The organism is Priestia sp. TRN 1309 (assembly GCF_050846875.1).
Lineage (GTDB): Bacteria > Bacillota > Bacilli > Bacillales > Bacillaceae_H > Priestia > Priestia zanthoxyli.
In genome coordinates this window covers 133,762-151,192 of record NZ_JBOZGM010000001.1, presented here as the reverse complement: position 1 = coordinate 151,192, position 17,431 = coordinate 133,762, and the positions used below count along the sequence as shown (strand labels likewise).

Sequence of the window (17,431 nt, the reverse complement as noted above, 5' to 3'; positions counted from 1 at the left end):
TTTTTTGGAAAACGGTTCGTGATGTTTACTTACGAGTTTACAGGTTTATGAAAGGAAAGACAAGCTATTCTCAATCAATTTCTGCTAATTTTTTTGTTAGCCAGCTGTTCCACTCTTCTTTTGTATTTCCTAAAATAAACGGCTGAGCCTCGCCTTTTCTTTTGCTATCTAAACCATCAAACACATAACCGCCTAATCCTACTTTAAGATGCGGGAATTTCTTTATCATTTGGTTCGTCAAATTCAGTGTTTTCTCGGCATTTTCCATCATTGTGCATGACATAAATAAAAACGTTGGGTCTACTTCTTTAACAATTAGCTCAACATCTTTATCTTCAATGCTGCTTCCTAAATAAATAACCTCAAACCCTTTACGGCGTAAAAATAGCGTAAAGACTAGAAGTCCAACTTCATGTGTCTCATTAGGCCCACATACAGCAATCGCTTTAGGCAATAAGCCATTTGAAGGCAGCGAATAAAAAATCATGCTGATACGCGTTTTTAATACTTGAGTCGTATAATGCTCATGAGCACTTGTGATTTGCCCTTTTTCCCACATATCTCCAACCGTCACGAGTAGAGAACCCAAAATATCAATAACCACTTTTTCTACCGAATACAGGCTAAACGCATGATTAATTAAATCCTGTGCTTTTCCTTCTTCAAAAGATAGAAGCATCGTTAACAGCTCATCCCTAATTTTCTGAGGGGAATCTACTTCTCCTTCTTCTTCAAACGCTCCTACTGTACTACTTTCCGTTTCTAATAACGAAACCGCTTGACTAATCGTAAAACCTCCGCTCACTTTTTCCGTGAGCCATTTTAATTTCCGCAAATCTTCCTCTGTATATAACCGATGCCCCGATTCATTGCGGACAGGATTTAAAATTTGATAGCGTCGTTCCCATGCACGCAAAGTTCCCGGCTGGATCCCGACCATATTTGAGATGGCTTTAATATTATACTTCCCTTCGTGAGCCATACGTAACCTCCAACTACTCTTCGTGAACTGTTTCTATTAATTGAATTATAGGATAAGTTATCCTGTGTGTAAAATTTGTATATGCTATGTAAAGAGTTTGTTCAAGGCTATTCTTTCCTTTTTAAAGTGATATAATGCGTTTGTGCTCTAGCTTGTAAACGGAGAGGCAGGGAGGTTGTACCATATCCATTACTAACAAAAAGAGGAATCTGTCTTTTCTCTTTCAGCCCTCCTAATTCATACATACCAAAATTAAATAAGCGTATCTGTCCTCCGTGTGTATGTCCGCTCAAAATTAAATCTACTTTTGATTCTTCATCTACATAATAGATAACATCAGGATTGTGGCTTAGAAGAATGGTAAGCTGGTCAGGTTCAATGGAAGAAACAGCTCGCTTTAGATCCATCTCACCTTCGGATAAATCATCTACTCCCGCAAAATTGCATGTAGTACCATGTTTAGAAACTGCAGAGACATGCTCGTTTTTAAGGGTAATAACTCCCTCATCCTTAAGCATCTGCTTCAATTGCACTTGACTTACTTCGTAATCATTATTTCCCCATACAAAATAGACCGGTCCAAGCGTTTTAAGCTTTTGAATATTTTGACGAGCACGCAATAAAGGTACTCCTCCTTCTAGTAAGTCACCGCCTATGATCACAAAGTCTACTTCACCAGGTATTTTTTCCAACAGCTTCGACGAAACTGTTCGCTTATGTACATCCGATATAAAAAACAGGCGTAAAGGCTGCTGATTTCCGGGAAATGCTGATAAATGAATCGTTCTTTCTTCTACATATGTACGATGGGCTTCCGAAAACATAAAAATCAGCAGGCCTATGCCTAACGCTAAAATAATTAAAGAAATAACCATATATTCTCCTTCTTTTCATTTTATACACGGTGTGTTTCTGTTAAAGAAGAAAGGGCATAAATTGTCGCAATTGTTAACAAACCTACTACTTGATAAAGCGCAACTGTGCTTAACGATAAAACTCCTATCACACATAGACATGAAACAAGATATTCATGCCATTTTACCTTATAGCCTTTTAGAAACAACCGACTTTGCAGAAACACTTTACGAACTGCCGCCGACAGACAAAAAAGAGCCGTGAAAAATAAAATTATAATACCAAACACATCTAACGGATGTAAAATCATTTGAATAAGTAAATAGGTTAACGAAGCTTTTGAGCCTACAGCCGTTAAACTGCTGATATAATAACTGCATAACCACGCAGCCAGCAAGTTAAACCAATCTCTCACAAAAAAACCCCCTTCACTAAACTTCTATGTAAAAAGAGGCTTTTTCATGCGATTCTATTTATTTTCATGATATAAATTAATTCCATAAGTGGACTGCATCCAGCGGAACGTTTCTTTTCGGTTCTCCCATGTTTCAGGCGTCGCCCATAGCTCTTTGCTTCTTTTAATAATCTCACAGCGCAAGTCTTGAAAAGTCTTTTCCGCTTTCTCGCTTTTTTTCTGCAGCTGTACAGTATAAAAATAAAGGGAGACGGTAAGCAATAGAAACATCAAATGCCCTATGTTACCTAACAAAAATGAGAAAAATTCGCTAAACGTCGTAAAAAAACCGCTTTGAAATATGAAAAAAAAGTAGCTAATAACAGCCGTTACGCTGGCTAAAAACAAAAGCTTCCATCTTTTCTCTTTAGCTTTCAGCTTATTAACCGTCTCTTTTCTTTTGATAACGCTCGCTAATATATATTGAAGTGTTTCATCGCTTTCAAAGTCTATCAACTTGTTTTCCAACATTCCACCCCCTCGTATGCTAGTACAACATATGAGTGAATATAAAAGATTATGTGGATAACACTGAAAATAATGGCTGTTTCCTTAACCTTTACTGCATGAGTTCTTCTGACTGTACAGATTTCCCTTTTGACTTTCGTATCTGCAGGCCTAATAAAAAATCAATGAGAAAATGAGTAAAAATCGTGACATACAAATTTTCAGTCCACCAAAACAGCAACCCTATTAAAAAGCTTAAAACCACAACCGAAATAAATAGAAACCACTTTTTTAAATATCGAATGTGAACGAGTGCAAATACGATACTCGCCCAAAAAAGGCCAAACTGAACTTGTATAACCCCTCGAAATAATATTTCTTCTGAACATGCAACGATTAGGCAAATAAGGGCTAGATGAGGAATGGAACGATTAGCAAATAAACGTTCATTAATCCCTCCGTCATCATATAAATGCTCGGGTACACACTTCATTAGAAGCATATCTCCTCCTACTACCAAGAGAGCTGTACCTCCCCCGTACAATAAAATAGAAGCCCAATCCAGCTCAAAAAACTGTAAAAAGGAATGCCACGAATCAAATGTGAAAAAACCGATGCCTAAAGCAATAAAGCAGATGAGCAGCTGCGTTACATATAAATTTTTAACCAGCTCTGCATCCGTCATGGATGAAATAAGCTCTTGCTGTGACTTTGCCATTATATCTCTCCTTGACGAAGCAAACGAGCTAATTCTAATTCCCAGCCTTGAAATGTCCATTGCTCTTGCTCACCATTTGTTTTTTTATAGGCTTCTAAATCCAATCCGCAGCAATCGCAACAATTCTGAAGCTCTGATTTTCCCAGCTCATTGAAATAGCCAAGCAGCACCTGACGACGGCATTCTTTTGCCTCAATAAACTCCTTCATCGCACGGTACTTGTCATGTTTGTTTCGAAGACGTTTATTTACAGCTGCAACAATCGTTTCATGCAGCGATTCAGGGATTTTCCTAGGTTCAACATGTTCATTTTCCACTACATTTTCTCTGTACAAATAATAACGAATAAATCGCCAATGTGTTTCTTGAATACCCACTGTATAAAGAAAATGAGACTCTACTTGTTTTAAAGGAATGGCCTGATCATGATTTCGTAAATACGACAGGCAGTATAAGATGATATCTGAAGAAGGAAGCTCAATTTCAAGTAAAGAATGAGCAAAATCATCGTCTCCTTCAGCATAAAGCAAAATCGCAATACTGTTTTGCTGATCGCGTCCACTTCTTCCAATTTCCTGTACGTATGCTTCTAGCTGCGTAGGTGTATGAAAATGAATAACAAAGCGAACATTCGATTTATTAACCCCCATTCCAAATGCACTTGTGCAGCAAATGATATCAAGCTGGTTTTCTAAAAATTGCTGTTGAACAAGCATTCTTTCATTCGGTTCCATTCCCCCATGGTAATACTGCACTCGCTGTATCCCATTTTCCTTTAGAAGCTGTGTTAATGCTTCTGTCCAAGATCGGCTGGAACAATAGATAATTCCTGGACTTTGCAGTTCACTAACGTACATCAGCAACTTCTCTTTTTTCTCTTCAATACTTGCAACAAAATCAACTTTCATCGCAATATTACTTCGATTCATGGAATAGATGTGCTCGTTGACAGCAGGCAGCGATAAGTAACGCTTAATATCTTCCACTACTTCCCTAGTCGCAGTTCCTGTTAGTGCCAGACATAGCGGACTGCCAAGTTCCTTCCATATATCTCCTAACTGAAGATAATCCAAACGGAAATCATGTCCCCACTGAGAAATACAGTGCGCCTCGTCCACAACGAAAAGGCCTACCTTTGCCTGTTTTAATGCTTCTACCACAACAGCGTTTTGCAAAATTTCAGGAGATGCATAAATAAAACGATAAAAAGCTAAATCTTTTAGCGCCCGTCTTTTTTCTTCTTGTTGTAGGAAACTATTTAAGGCAATAACTCTCTTTTCTCCACTTGCCTTTAGTTGTTGAACTTGATCTTCCATCAGTGAAATTAAAGGAGATACAATCAGCACCGGTCGGTTCAACACATAAGCGGGGAGCTGATAGCACAATGATTTCCCTGTTCCTGTAGGAAGAACCGCTAACACATTATGACCTGTTAAAATATCTTGAATAATCTCTTTTTGTCCTAGTCGAAATTGGCTATAGCCAAATTGTTTCTGTAGAAGTTGTTCTATCTTCACATCAAACACCACTTTTTTTAGTATCAGGTAAAATGTTTTGCTAATACGAGACGAATCTGAAAATAGGTAACGCCGTCTTTTACTTCTTCCTTTATCGCCTTTAATTTATTTGTACGCAAACTTTCAAAAGCCGAGATAATTTCTTCCTGCTGCTTAGGCGATACGTATGCATCGATTGAAAAAGATGGAACAAACAGAGCTAATTCTGCAATATGATCTTCAATTGTACTTTCTTTTAAACGCCTTATATAAGCAATTTCTTCAAGCGTCTTTCCTTTTTGAAGCCAGCTATACGTTTTTAACGTCGAGCTTGTCAAAGGCAATTCTAAATATAGATCATGCAAAAAAGAAGAAAGTACATGAAAGCTTTCATTATTTTGACTCACTTTTTCAATGATATGATGAATAACCCCTAAAAGTTGAATATGCACATAATGCTCATCGAGTTCATATTGATATGCTAACTGATTTTTTGTAAAGCCTACTCTTTCGTATCCAGTCAGTTGCAAAACAAAAAGAGACGCATCCCGTTCCGTACAATCTTTCAAGCACGTTCGGAGCTCTTTGAATAGCTCGGCGGCTAACTCTTGACGCGTTTGCTTTTGAGACATAATATACGTTTTGACCCATTGAATGACCTCAGGATTTTTGGAAATGGGTAAAAACCCTTTTTGAAAATACTGTAGGTTTGATAAGGTCTGAATGAACAAAGTGATTCTTGCTAAAAATAATTGAGTACTGCTTGCGAATTTCCATCCGTCTAAAGCTGGATGAAAGGGCCGAGCCGTCAGTTCATCTTCAAGGCGTGTTCGTCCCTTATCTGTCATCACATACTTTTGATTTTCAGTTTCTTCGATATACTGCTGTTCTTTTAAATATGCAACGCAGGTTTCAAAAGACCGTTTATCTAAGTAAAAAAATGACTGAAAAAGAAAAGAGATTCCAAAAATTTTTCCGTCTTGAATTGTTTGCGCTGACTTTTTACCTGTTAATAAATGATAAATACCATAGGCGGTTCGCTCACCTTTTAACTGTTTTATACAAAATAAAATGCTAACTTGAATATAATTCAAAGGTGTCAACTTCCTTTCTCATTCATTGTACCAAAAGTGACCAATAGCATGTGAGATAAAGGCTTTTTAGCTCTTTCCTTTATGTATCAAAACGTTTGGATAAGTGAAGAAACCTTGATTTGATAAGCATTCTCAGTGACTTTTCTATTGAAAAGTTTTATAAATCATTTTACAATGAATAAGGAGAAATTTCACTCTTGATTCGCGAAGAGATTATATAATGAGAAATTTTCGAACACTTTACAGGAGGTCTTGTTATGCCAAAATATACAATTGTTGATAAAGATACTTGCATCGCATGCGGCGCTTGCGGAGCAGCAGCACCAGACATTTATGATTATGATGATGAAGGTATTGCATTCGTAACATTAGATGATAACCAAGGTGTAGTAGAAATTCCAGAAGATCTAGAAGATGATATGATGGATGCAATGGAAGGCTGCCCTACGGATTCAATTCGCGTAGCGGATGAAAAATTCGAAGGCGATGCTAATAAATTCGAATAAGTATTGAACAAACCTGTAGTATAGTACATGCTGCAGGTTTTTTTATATATAAAAATCGCTCTCCCCGGGAGAGCGATTGAATTAAACAGCAACGCGGCGCGTGATCCATTGCTTCATTTTTGAAAACAATAAGACAAAAATAACCCCTGTTGCTGCTCCTTTTATTAAGTTAAACGGCAAAATACCTGCAACGATATATTGACGCGCTTGTTCACTAGACATTTCTGGCGATTGTAAGAAGATTGTATACGCCGGTAAAAAGACATAATAATTTAAGACAGCCATGAGTACCGTCATTACAACCGTACCCGTAACCAAACCTATCGTTACGCCTTTAGCTGTTTTAAATCGACGGAACATATATGATACAGGAAGAACGAACAGTAAACCAGCTACAAAGTTCGCCACTTGACCAACCGGAACCCCTGTAGCACTTCCTTGAATTAAATAATTCAATAAATTTTTTATTCCTTCTACTATAACAGCAGCCATAGGTCCAAATACAAGTGCTGCTACGAGTGCAGGAATTTCGCTAAAATCAATTGTTAAAAACGGAGGTAATCCAGGAATCGGAAAATTAATCATCATTAAAATGTAAGCAATACTGCTTAACATTCCTAGTATAACCAGCTTTTGAGTTTTCTTACTTTGTTGCATCTTGCCTCTCTCCTTCTTTGTGATCCACTCTTCAAAGAAGAAAGGTTCAACTTCATATCCCCACGCAAAAACCTCCCAACAAATGATTCGTTGAGAGGAGACATGGCAGGCATATTTAATAAACGTTCATCACATTAGGTTTTGAACGCTGAACCTCCACCTTCTCCCATCCAGACTGTACTGTCGGCTTTGGAATTTCACCAAATCTGCTCGTATGTATTACATATAAGCTCGCGGGCTCAAAACAATTTGTTTTTTACCGCCGGTCGGGAATTTCACCCTGCCCCGAAGATAGACCAATATTTAATTATGAATTTATTATATGTTATCTCGAATTAAAAGTAAATAAAGAAGTTTTTTTAATTCCTATTAAATTGATGTCTTTTATAAACTTCATTACTGTTTTATATGTAAAATAAGGAAATAAGTGCATAACCAACAGCATTATGACATATTTATAGTTTCAATTTTACGTTTACAATTGTGTATTTGATAACTAATTGTAAAGTTTAAAAAATATAATTGACAGAATTTTTTTAACATGGTAAATTATCAAATATTTGATGATAGTAAAATCCAAGGGAGATGTTCACGTCATGTATAACGTATTAGTAGCTGATTCAATTAGCAATGAAGGTCTTGCTCCACTACTTGAAGCTCCTCATGTGAATCTTACGCGAAAAAAAGTTGAAGAAGTTGAGAATGATTTGCATACGTACGATGCGCTTTTAGTACGGAGTGCTACGACGGTTACAGAGGATTTGCTGGCAAAAATGCCGAATTTAAAAATTGTTGCTCGCGCTGGAGTAGGTGTCGATAATATTGATATTGAAGCCTCAACCAAACGAGGGGTTGTCGTTATTAACGCGCCGAACGGAAATACCATTTCAACGGCGGAACATACATTTGCTATGATGGCTAGCTTGTTTCGGCATATCCCCCAAGGAAATGCTTCAGTCAAAGCGCGCGAATGGAACCGCTCAGCATTTGTTGGAACAGAGCTTAATCGCAAACACCTGGGCATTATCGGATTTGGACGAATTGGCTCAGAGCTTGCTAAACGCGCAAAAGCCTTCAATATGAGCGTTCACGTTTACGATCCTTTTTTAACCTCTTCCCGAGCTGAAAAGCTAGGCGTAGAACTATTATCCCTGGATGAATTACTAGCAGCAGCGGATGTAATTACCGTACACACTCCGCTTACGAAAGAAACCAAGGGATTGCTCAATCATGAAACATTAGCCAAAACAAAGAAGGGTGTATTTTTATTAAACTGCGCACGCGGCGGGATCATTGATGAAAAAGCCTTAGTTCATTATTTAGAAATTGGCCATGTTCAAGGTGCAGCTATTGACGTATTTGAAGTTGAACCGCCGATTGATAACCCTTTGTTACATTTTGATCAAGTTATTACAACTCCCCATTTAGGAGCTTCTACAAAAGAAGCCCAGCTTAACGTTGCTGAAGACGTGGCACATGACGTTCTGCGTTTTCTAGAAGGTAATCCTGTAAGTTCATCCATTAATTTACCAACGCTTTCTAAAGAAGTTTTTGAAAAAATTCAGCCGTTTACGAGCCTTACTAAACAAATGGGAGCTATTTTATCTCAATGCATGCGAGAACCCGTTCAGCATATCTCGATCTCCTACGGAGGTACAGTGACGGATTTAGAAACCACTTATATTACACGGAGCTTGTTATCAGGCTTTTTAACCCATCGTATTGACTCACCTGTTAACGAAGTCAATGCTTCTATGATTGCCAAAGAACGAGGAATTACATTTGGTGAAAAAACATCGGAAGATACGCAAGGATATTCTAATATAATTGACGTTACAGTAACAGGCGAACAGCGTACATTTACGATTACGGGCACTTATATAGCAGGATATGGACCTCGAATTGTTAATATTGATTCGTTTGATATTGATTTTTATCCAGAAGGACATCTTCTTTATATCCGTCACAGTGATCAGCCCGGAGTTATTGGAAATGTAGGGAAAGTACTTGGAGATTTACGTATTAACATTGCTACCATGCAAGTGGGCCGTAAGCAAAAAGGCGGAGAAGCCATTATGATGCTCACGTTTGATAAACTTTTAGATGATTCTGTCATCAATTCATTAAAACAAACAAGCGAAATTGTGACCATACAGCGCATTGAGTTGTAACATTGAAAAAAGAGCCTTAGCGGCTCTTTTTTTATGGACTTATTTTTAACACTTGTCCTGCATTTAAAGCGGTGTTCTCTAAATGATTCCACTTTCTTAGCTGCTCCACATCGACTTCATATTTGGCCGCAAGTTCAGATAATGTATCTCCTTGATGGATAAGAATACAGTTATCAGAAGCCTGATGTAACTGCTGAAAAACCGTGGCAGCTAAATCGTTTTTTACGTATGCCGATAGTTTTTGCTTGTCCAATTTGGCGAGTGGGTTTACCGCATTGGTTTTATCCGGATTCCAACTTCCTTGATGAACTTCAAAATGCAAATGTGCACCTGAAGATCGTCCTGTATTGCCAACCCATCCAATGTTTTGACCTGGGGCTACAGAATTTCCTTCTGCAACAAGTCGTTTCTCTAGATGAGCATAGACCGTTTCGTATCCATTCGTTTGTTTGATAAAAACAACTTGCCCGTATGTATTTGAATAATAAGAGCGGCTCACCACTCCTTTTGCAACAGCATACACCTGTGTACCAACAGGTGCTGCTATATCGATTCCAAAGTGTTTGGCGTGACGAGAACCAAATATATCAGTTAAGACTCCTTCAACCGGCCACTCCCACTGCTTCTCTTCTGCCTTTACCATTTGCCCGCCCAAAAATAAAAGACCTATACACAATCCCATCACTAATACAACCAATATTCTTCTTAACACGTCAATCATGAAGAAAGAACCTCCTATGTAGATCATTGCACACAAAACATACTATATGCCAATTCCTTCTCTTTTAGACTTGTTTATAGAAAAAATAAAGAGATGTGATTCTCCAATGAATCACATCTCTTTACTATTCTTATTATTTCAGCCGAAGACAAACTGTTATTTAGCATGTGTTTACTTTGGCAGTTTGATAAAGAAAGTTGTTCCTTCATTTAATTCACTTTCAACCGCAATAATCCCTTGGTGTGCCTCCACGATATTTTTAGCGATCGCAAGCCCAAGACCAGTTCCTGACTTTCCTCTCGTTCTGGCTTTATCAGCTTTATAAAATCGCTCAAATACAAACGGAAGATCTTCTTTTGGAATCCCTGCTCCCGTATCTTGAACAGAAAGATGGATTTCGGATTGACTTTTATCAAGATGCAGCTTTACTTCTCCGTAGTCATCCGTATGACGAATGGCATTATCAATTAAGTTTGTCAGCACTTGTTCCATACGGTCTGAATCAATCATCGCTTCAAATTCATCTTCTATTTTTCCATTAAGAGACAGTTTAATATGTTTTTCTTTAGCTAACCCTTGAAACTTGCGCAAAACACGTTCTGTAAATTCAACCATTGCTACAGATTCTAAGTGAAGCTGCACATGTCCCGCTTCCATTCGCGCTAAATCTAAAAGTTCATTTACAAGCCGGCCCATACGGAGTGATTCATCATAAATCACCTGTGCAATTTCTTTCTTTTCTTCATCCGTACTTGCAATATCGTCAATAATAGCTTCACTATAACCTTGAAGCATAGAAATAGGTGTACGCAATTCATGAGACACGTTTGCAATAAAATCTTTTCTTGATTTATCAAGTTTACGCTCTTCAGACATATCTCGCAGTACAGCTACAGCACCGCGGATTTTCGTTTGATTATAGAGCGGTGACATTAAAATGACCCACGTTTTCCCTTGAATTTTCAACTCTGCACTTCGCTCCGTTTCAGTCTCTACTACCGTTTGAAACAAATGCACGACGTTTGCTGGAAGCTCAGGCACCTGCTGGTTGTTCACATCCTGCTCGTAATACCAAGTCTGAAGAAAATGCTCCGCTGGGGGATTGGTAATTAAAATCGATCCGTCTCTACTAAACGTAATAACACCGTCTGCCATACTGCTTAAAATACTTGAAAGCTGTTCTTTTTCCTGATTGAGCGCATTGAGATTAAACTTTAACTGCCTGCCCATTTGATTAAAAGCAATCGCTAACTCCCCAATTTCATCGTGAGTTAAAATAGGTACTTTTGTATCAAAGTTCCCTTTTGTTACTTCAAATGCCGCCTGCCTCATTTTTCTAAGAGGTGCTGTAATTCGAGTGGATAAGAAAAAAGCAAAGATAGTAGTTAAAATAATAGCAATACCTGCAGCCAATAAAATGAACTTAGTCGTATATTGAGCGGGCTCTTCAATTTCAGAAAGAGATTGATACAGATAAACGCCGCCTGTCGGTTTATTATCTTTCATTAAAGGTACACCGACAACAAACATTAAAGGCTCATCACTCGTGTCTTTCTTTGTGGTCATGTACATTTTTTCCCGTATTACTTTACCTTTTTCAACCACTTGATTTAGCTGATCGTTTTGTTTAACAATGGCCGAAATAGCTTTCTTATTTTCTTTATCAGGATGTGTGGAATGCCAATAGAAATCTTTATCCTGAACAATAACTACACTTGCTTGATCTGCAAGTTCACGAGCAATGGATAGTCCTAGCTTTTCATCCTCTGTTTCCTGCACAATGGTAGAGATTTTAGCAGCCGTTTTAGTTAAACGGTTTTCTGCGTCTACAACATGATAATTTTCAAAAAACTGAAGCAGTAAAATGGTCAAAATAAATAAAACAAGCGTAACGAGCAATAGGATAGTAAACCATAGTTTACCAACTACACTTCTCCAAAACATCAGTTATTTTCAACCTCAAATTTATACCCTACTCCCCAAACGGTTACGATCATTTTCGCCGCTTGTGACGATACGCGATTTAACTTTTCACGCAAACGCTTGACGTGCGTATCTACCGTACGAAGATCTCCAAAGAAATCATAATGCCACACTTCACGCAGCAGCTGCTCTCTGTCGTATACTTTATCTGGCGTTTTTGCAAGGTAGCACAATAATTCATATTCTTTTGGAGTTAAGTTAACTTCTTTTCCGTCTGCTGTAACGCGATGTGCATCATTATCAATCGTTAAGTGATCAAAGACAATAAGGTTTTTCACGCTCGTTTCTGGCTGAATAAACGTTGCTTGAGAAGAACGTCGAAGCAGTGCTTTTACGCGAAGAACCACTTCTCTTGGGCTAAACGGCTTAACGATGTAATCATCTGTACCTACTTCAAACCCTTGGACTCTGTTTACTTCTTCACCTTTAGCTGTAAGCATGATAATAGGAGTTGCTTTTTTCTCGCGAATTTGTTTACAGACCTCAATACCGTCTATGCCAGGCATCATTAAATCTAATACAATCAAATCATAATCTATGTGTAACGCTTTTTCGATTGCTTCATGCCCGTCGGCTGCTTCTTCAATGATGTATCCTTCTTTTTCTAAGTACATTTTTAACAATCGTCTAATGCGATCTTCATCGTCTACTAGCAGTAATCTTTGTTCGTTTTGCATGTATTTTCAACCTCCTAGTCTTAGTGTACAAAAAAAAACCGGCGAGTTCTACTTATGTTACCCAAACAATGTGACAATTCGTGAACACCTTTATGAAAAATAGCTTTTTTCCTCAAAAAAGAGGTTGAGACATATCGAAATCCATCCAATCTACAGATGGACAAATAAAATACAGGAGCTAGAAGCAACTACATATATGAAGCCTCCGTTCACCATGCAAATAAAAAAATCCGAACGAATGTGATTCTCCATCAAGAATCTCAACTCATCGTTCGGATCTTCTTCAACTAAAATATCTTTATTTCAGCCTCTATTCTATTTTTAAAGGTTACGCATATGAATGTAAACCTGCAATAACTAGGTTCACGGCCACTAAGTTGAACATGATGATGGCAAACCCGCCAACTGCCAGCCAAGCTGATTTTTCACCGTGCCATCCTTTAGACAGCCGAAGATGAAGAAAAGCGGCATAAAATAAAAAGGTGATCAGCGCCCACACCTCTTTGGGGTCCCATCCCCAAAAGCGCGTCCAGGCCATCTGAGCCCAAATCATAGCGAAAATAAGTGCTCCTAATGTAAAAATAGGAAATCCAATCGCCACTGCTCTGTAGCTTACTTCATCAAGCAAGTCGCTGTTTACCTGCTTTACAAGCGGCTGCAGTGCGGCTCCAATTCGCTTCCGTAAAATAAGACGAATCAGCCAATATAAGACAAACCCACCGGCTAACGACCAAATAACCGTATTTAATTTTTTAGCATTGATAATAGCCGGCATATCAACAAGCGGCTGTATGTCGTTCCCGTCTGTCCACTCACTTTGATGAGGCCCCACTAGCGGAACCATATGATATACGACTTGCTCTTGTTCGCCACTTTTATTAACCCAATTAAATGATGACTCGTAGTGAGCCGCATTAAAAGCCAGCGTCACCGCTACAAACCCAAGCGTACTAATAAGCGTATACAGGATGAATTCCAGCCAAAATGCTTTTTTATTTCGCTTGGATTGATCAATTGTTTTGATTAAATAAATCAATCCTGCAACAAAGCTAATGGAAAGCACGGCTTCACCCGTAGCTGCCGTTGTAACGTGAATATGCAGCCAATTCGTCTGGAGAGCTGGTATCAGCGGCGTAATTTCAGTTGGAAACATGCTTGCATAAGCAATGATTAAAAGAGCCACCGGCAAGGCAAAAAGTCCAAGCATGCTAAGACGATAAATAAAGTAAATAACAATAAATGCGCCAACAAGCATCATGCCAAAAAACGTCGTAAATTCAAATAAATTACTAACAGGAGCGTGGCCTGATGCAATCCACCTTGTAATGAAATAGCCAATCTGTGCAATAAAACCGATGATGGTAACCGCAATTCCAAACGTTGCCCACTTTGTTTTCTTTTGAGCTGCTCGCTTATCTCGAATAGCTCCTCCGAAAAAAAAGGTTGCAACTAAATAAGCAATAAACGCCACATACAGTAAATTACTACTTATACTCGCGTAATCCATGCTTTTTCCTCCTATTTTGTTTCTTTATCATTTTGGTCCTTCAGCTGTGTGAGGGATGTGGATTCTAATAAACCATTTAATTCTTTTTTAAGACCATACCAGTTTTTATTTGTATGTGCGGCCGACCATATCTCATTATTGACTTTTTGAATCCACATGCGGCGATGATTCCAATACATCCCTTGAATCACACCAATCATAAAGATGGCTCCGCCAATCCCTAAAAACCAAAGCGTATAGTCTCTGCGAACGGTTAATCCCGTTACATTTTTCGTTTCCACACCAGCAAAGGTCATTTTATAATCGTTATTTCCTAGCGGTTCCAAGTTCTCTCTAATTCCAACAAAAGCAACTTCGCCTTTTTTATGCTGAGGCGTAATCATTTTAAATACAAAAGCCGGGTTGTTAGGCACTCTTGTTTTTGTATTTGGGTTTCCTTCATCATCAAAGAAAAAGTCTGGAAAGTAGCTCATGAGCTTGACTTTATATCCGTTTTTTAAATCATATGTTGCTTTTGGATTATGTAAATCTACTGTAAGTGAACCAACGTTTTTATTTGCATTTTTATCTGTTAAATGGAAAGACATAGAGCTAAACTCATTTAACTTGAAGTCCACTTGGTACATGGCATATCCTTCAAACTTAAGCGGCTGATTCACACGAATCTCTGAATCTTTTATTTTCTTTAGCTTTGGATCTGCTCCCGGTATAAGCTTTCCTTCGCGCTTATACAGACTAACATCCGCTTCATATTTTTTGGCTACTTTATTATTCCCTGCACGATCAATTGCTTCTTGAAACACGGCGCTTTCGCTATCTTTATCATACGTTTCCACAGTAAAACGATGGTTTTTCAAAAAATACTCTCCGTTCGTCCCAGGAATAACTTTTGTTTCACCTTCACGGATCCAAAGAACTTCATCTATATACATACCTGGTACAAATCTAAGCATAGCACCTAGTAAAAAGATAATGAGACCGATATGATTAACGTATGGACCCCATCTTGAGAAGCGTCCTTTTTCAGCCAGCAGATTGCCCTTTTCTTCGCGAATAGAGTATCTTCTTTTTTTCAGCATGCTTTTTACATGTTCATAATCTTGATCCGTCCACGATGATGAAGTGCTGTATAAACGCTGTCTCTTTAAGAAGTTTGGATGTTTTGTTACACTCTGCTTTTTTAGAGCTCGGTACAAAGGCACTACTCGATCTAAACTGCAAATGACTAACGACATTCCTAAAGCAGCAATTAAAAGCAAGTACCACCACGATTCATAGAGATGATGAAAACCTAACTTATAATAAAGCTCTCCTGTCCATCCATATTCCTTTTGATAATACTCACCTGCTGTCACATTAGGAGGTATGTAAGCTTCTTGAGGATAAATGGTTCCGACTGCAGACGCAACAAGCGTCACAATAATGATCCAAATGCCTACCTTTACAGAAGAGAAAAAATTCCATATTTTATCGATAACTGTTTTATTGTACGTTTGCGATCGCCTTGCGCTTCCTTCATAACGCATATCTACTAATTTTTCAGTTGTTTCTTCTGCAATTGGTTTACCACAGGCTTCACACAAAATCGTACCATGCGGGTTAACGTGTCCACATTCACATTTTACGTGTTTCATTGTCAACACTCCCTATGGTTTAATTTCTTCCATATATTCTTTTATTTTAGATTCTTCTAATCCGCCAATAAAGCTGTCTACAATCTTTCCGTTTTTATCAATTAAAAACGTAGTCGGAAGAGGATCTATCCCGTACGCACCCAACACTTGTGAATCTTTATCCATCAAAATTGGAAAAGATAGCCCATATTGTTTAGCAAACTGCTCTACCGCTATATTCGTTTCTGCAACGTTAACAGCTAAAATTTCAACGCCTTGCTTTTTATATGCTGCATACTGCTTTTCCATCGCCGGCATCTCTTGTTTACAGGGCTTGCACCATGTTCCCCAAAAATTCAAAAAAACTCCTTTGCCTTTGTAATCTGATAGCTGATGAGTTTCTCCATTAATATCTCTTAATATAAAGTCAGGTGCCTCATCTCCTACCGATACCTTTTGTTTATCAGCAAAAAATTGAGCATAAAGGGTATATCCAACCGCGCACAGTAAAACTGCTAATATAACTGTTCGAATAATCAAGCGCTTTTTTTTCATAGCACGAACTCCTTTTAACCGCTTTCAATACGCTTTTTTTCTACCATTATATCATTTTTTTGGTAGTGGCTTTCCGATAATATTTCGACGTTTCTGTGAAGTCTTCCTCTCATTCTACAAGTTCGACATTTTTTCAAAAAACCTTGCTTGATTTTCTAATTCACGACATTTTTCATAAAAAAAACAGGTAAGTGAAAATTACTTACCTGTTTGAGACATTGAATATAATTGTTTGACTTCATGAGCCGTAAGCTCGCGTGCTTCTCCTGCATTTAATCCGCGTAAGTCTAAAGGTCCGTAGCGCTCACGTTTTAACTTTAATACAGAATGTCCGATTGCATCGAACATGCGACGTACTTGACGATTTTTCCCTTCGTGAATCGTCAGTTCTACGATCGCCGTCTGCTTGCTTTTATCAATGGAAAGAACTTTTGCACGAGCTGGTGCTGTTTTTCCGTCTTCAAGCATCACTCCGCGCTGCAGCTGTCTGATGCTTTCACGACTTGGGATTCCTTTAATTTTAGCCACATACACTTTATCCACTTCAAATTTCGGGTGCATTAGCTGATTAGCAAATTCACCATCATTTGTTAAAAGAAGTAGACCCGACGTATCATAGTCCAGACGTCCAATCGGGTAAATTCTTTCTTCTACATGCGGAAAGAAGTCAACGACTGTTTTTCTTCCTTTGTCGTCGTTAGCAGCTGAAATCACGCCTCTTGGTTTGTATAGCATAAAATAAACGGGCGCTTCGCTTTCTACCGGCACTTCGTCTACTTCAATTTTATCGTTAGGACCTACTTTCGTGCCCAATTCTTTTACAACTTTTCCATTTACTTTCACTCGGCCTTGGCCGATTAATTCTTCAGCTTTACGTCTTGATGCTACACCTGCGTGAGCAATCACTTTTTGTAATCGTTCCATTAACACTTCACCTCTTGTAACATCTTACTTGTTTACGAAGTAATACACAAGTCTATTTGCCACACAGAGGT

17 protein-coding genes and 1 riboswitch are annotated in these 17,431 nt (G+C 38.3%); of the genes, 2 read left to right on the top strand and 15 right to left on the bottom strand.

Annotated elements, in window-relative coordinates; translation table 11 throughout:
* Positions 1–70: 70 nt before the first annotated feature.
* The 7 genes from ACRPLQ_RS00810 to ACRPLQ_RS00780 all read right to left on the bottom strand — a co-directional run bounded on the left by ACRPLQ_RS00810 (position 71) and on the right by ACRPLQ_RS00780 (position 6,046).
* Entirely contained in the window at positions 71–982 is a 912-nt protein-coding gene (locus ACRPLQ_RS00810) for a MerR family transcriptional regulator (RefSeq protein WP_028411523.1), read from the bottom strand.
* A gap of 107 nt (positions 983–1,089) precedes the next feature.
* On the bottom strand, positions 1,090–1,857 hold the full coding sequence (locus ACRPLQ_RS00805) for a metallophosphoesterase (protein ID WP_099331265.1): 768 nt from the start codon (positions 1,855–1,857) through the stop codon (positions 1,090–1,092).
* 20 nt (positions 1,858–1,877) lie between these two features.
* Positions 1,878–2,252, bottom strand: coding sequence for a hypothetical protein (locus ACRPLQ_RS00800; protein ID WP_028411525.1), 375 nt, complete (start codon positions 2,250–2,252; stop codon positions 1,878–1,880).
* 54 nt (positions 2,253–2,306) lie between these two features.
* Entirely contained in the window at positions 2,307–2,762 is a 456-nt protein-coding gene (locus ACRPLQ_RS00795; protein WP_033579743.1) for a DUF2663 family protein, read from the bottom strand.
* Between the two features lie 88 nt (positions 2,763–2,850).
* A complete protein-coding gene (locus ACRPLQ_RS00790; RefSeq protein WP_028411527.1) occupies positions 2,851–3,456 on the bottom strand; it encodes a CPBP family intramembrane glutamic endopeptidase in 606 nt (201 codons plus the stop codon).
* Positions 3,456–4,973, bottom strand: coding sequence for a RecQ family ATP-dependent DNA helicase (locus tag ACRPLQ_RS00785; protein ID WP_028411528.1), 1,518 nt, complete (start codon positions 4,971–4,973; stop codon positions 3,456–3,458). The genes ACRPLQ_RS00790 and ACRPLQ_RS00785 overlap by 1 nt, the downstream gene beginning before the upstream one ends.
* A gap of 23 nt (positions 4,974–4,996) precedes the next feature.
* Entirely contained in the window at positions 4,997–6,046 is a 1,050-nt protein-coding gene (locus ACRPLQ_RS00780) for a helix-turn-helix domain-containing protein (RefSeq protein WP_033579742.1), read from the bottom strand.
* A gap of 257 nt (positions 6,047–6,303) precedes the next feature.
* Between ACRPLQ_RS00780 and ACRPLQ_RS00775 the strand changes: the two genes are divergently transcribed.
* A complete protein-coding gene (locus ACRPLQ_RS00775; RefSeq protein ID WP_013059046.1) occupies positions 6,304–6,552 on the top strand; it encodes a ferredoxin in 249 nt (82 codons plus the stop codon).
* Positions 6,553–6,633: 81 nt separating this feature from the next.
* Here the strand turns inward: ACRPLQ_RS00775 and ACRPLQ_RS00770 are convergent, their stop codons facing one another.
* On the bottom strand, positions 6,634–7,209 hold the full coding sequence (locus ACRPLQ_RS00770; protein ID WP_028411530.1) for an ECF transporter S component: 576 nt from the start codon (positions 7,207–7,209) through the stop codon (positions 6,634–6,636).
* Positions 7,210–7,363: 154 nt separating this feature from the next.
* A riboswitch (FMN riboswitch) is annotated at positions 7,364–7,506 on the bottom strand.
* Between the two features lie 299 nt (positions 7,507–7,805).
* Here ACRPLQ_RS00770 and serA point away from each other — a divergent pair.
* Positions 7,806–9,380 carry a phosphoglycerate dehydrogenase gene (gene serA, locus ACRPLQ_RS00765; RefSeq protein ID WP_045292938.1) on the top strand — a complete coding sequence of 525 codons (1,575 nt, stop codon included), beginning with the start codon at positions 7,806–7,808 and terminating at the stop codon, positions 9,378–9,380.
* A 31-nt stretch (positions 9,381–9,411) separates the two neighbouring features.
* Here serA and ACRPLQ_RS00760 read toward each other — a convergent pair whose 3' ends face one another.
* The 7 genes from ACRPLQ_RS00760 to ACRPLQ_RS00730 form a co-directional block, all read right to left on the bottom strand.
* Positions 9,412–10,101, bottom strand: coding sequence for a peptidoglycan DD-metalloendopeptidase family protein (locus ACRPLQ_RS00760; RefSeq protein WP_048019799.1), 690 nt, complete (start codon positions 10,099–10,101; stop codon positions 9,412–9,414).
* A gap of 171 nt (positions 10,102–10,272) precedes the next feature.
* Entirely contained in the window at positions 10,273–12,045 is a 1,773-nt protein-coding gene (locus tag ACRPLQ_RS00755; RefSeq protein ID WP_033579740.1) for an ATP-binding protein, read from the bottom strand.
* Complete coding sequence (locus ACRPLQ_RS00750) at positions 12,045–12,761, bottom strand: response regulator transcription factor (protein WP_013059051.1); 717 nt, start codon at positions 12,759–12,761, stop codon at positions 12,045–12,047. Before ACRPLQ_RS00750 ends, ACRPLQ_RS00755 begins: the two co-directional genes overlap by 1 nt.
* A 328-nt stretch (positions 12,762–13,089) precedes the next feature.
* The gene (gene ccsB, locus ACRPLQ_RS00745) at positions 13,090–14,268 is read right to left on the bottom strand and encodes a c-type cytochrome biogenesis protein CcsB (RefSeq protein ID WP_034270935.1); all 1,179 of its coding nucleotides are present in this window, start codon (positions 14,266–14,268) and stop codon (positions 13,090–13,092) included.
* 11 nt (positions 14,269–14,279) lie between these two features.
* On the bottom strand, positions 14,280–15,902 hold the full coding sequence (locus ACRPLQ_RS00740; protein WP_367076863.1) for a cytochrome c biogenesis protein ResB: 1,623 nt from the start codon (positions 15,900–15,902) through the stop codon (positions 14,280–14,282).
* Positions 15,903–15,914: 12 nt separating this feature from the next.
* Complete coding sequence (resA, locus tag ACRPLQ_RS00735; RefSeq protein ID WP_028411536.1) at positions 15,915–16,436, bottom strand: thiol-disulfide oxidoreductase ResA; 522 nt, start codon at positions 16,434–16,436, stop codon at positions 15,915–15,917.
* Positions 16,437–16,634: 198 nt separating this feature from the next.
* Entirely contained in the window at positions 16,635–17,360 is a 726-nt protein-coding gene (locus ACRPLQ_RS00730; protein WP_028411537.1) for a pseudouridine synthase, read from the bottom strand.
* Between the last annotated feature and the right edge of the window lie 71 nt (positions 17,361–17,431).

Excerpts from the sequence above, each read along its gene's own strand:
- ACRPLQ_RS00810 (WP_028411523.1), bottom strand. The coding sequence starts at position 982 with ATGGCTCACGAAGGGAAGTATAATATTAAAGCCATCTCAAATATGGTC.
- ccsB (WP_034270935.1), bottom strand. The coding sequence starts at position 14,268 with ATGGATTACGCGAGTATAAGTAGTAATTTACTGTATGTGGCGTTTATT.
- ACRPLQ_RS00790 (WP_028411527.1), bottom strand. The coding sequence starts at position 3,456 with ATGGCAAAGTCACAGCAAGAGCTTATTTCATCCATGACGGATGCAGAG.
- ACRPLQ_RS00770 (WP_028411530.1), bottom strand. The coding sequence starts at position 7,209 with ATGCAACAAAGTAAGAAAACTCAAAAGCTGGTTATACTAGGAATGTTA.
- ACRPLQ_RS00750 (WP_013059051.1), bottom strand. The coding sequence starts at position 12,761 with ATGCAAAACGAACAAAGATTACTGCTAGTAGACGATGAAGATCGCATT.
- ACRPLQ_RS00805 (WP_099331265.1), bottom strand. The coding sequence starts at position 1,857 with ATGGTTATTTCTTTAATTATTTTAGCGTTAGGCATAGGCCTGCTGATT.
- ACRPLQ_RS00755 (WP_033579740.1), bottom strand. The coding sequence starts at position 12,045 with ATGTTTTGGAGAAGTGTAGTTGGTAAACTATGGTTTACTATCCTATTG.
- ACRPLQ_RS00775 (WP_013059046.1), top strand. The coding sequence starts at position 6,304 with ATGCCAAAATATACAATTGTTGATAAAGATACTTGCATCGCATGCGGC.
- ACRPLQ_RS00730 (WP_028411537.1), bottom strand. The coding sequence starts at position 17,360 with ATGGAACGATTACAAAAAGTGATTGCTCACGCAGGTGTAGCATCAAGA.
- ACRPLQ_RS00760 (WP_048019799.1), bottom strand. The coding sequence starts at position 10,101 with ATGATTGACGTGTTAAGAAGAATATTGGTTGTATTAGTGATGGGATTG.
- serA (WP_045292938.1), top strand. The coding sequence starts at position 7,806 with ATGTATAACGTATTAGTAGCTGATTCAATTAGCAATGAAGGTCTTGCT.
- ACRPLQ_RS00795 (WP_033579743.1), bottom strand. The coding sequence starts at position 2,762 with ATGTTGGAAAACAAGTTGATAGACTTTGAAAGCGATGAAACACTTCAA.
- ACRPLQ_RS00740 (WP_367076863.1), bottom strand. The coding sequence starts at position 15,902 with ATGAAACACGTAAAATGTGAATGTGGACACGTTAACCCGCATGGTACG.
- resA (WP_028411536.1), bottom strand. The coding sequence starts at position 16,436 with ATGAAAAAAAAGCGCTTGATTATTCGAACAGTTATATTAGCAGTTTTA.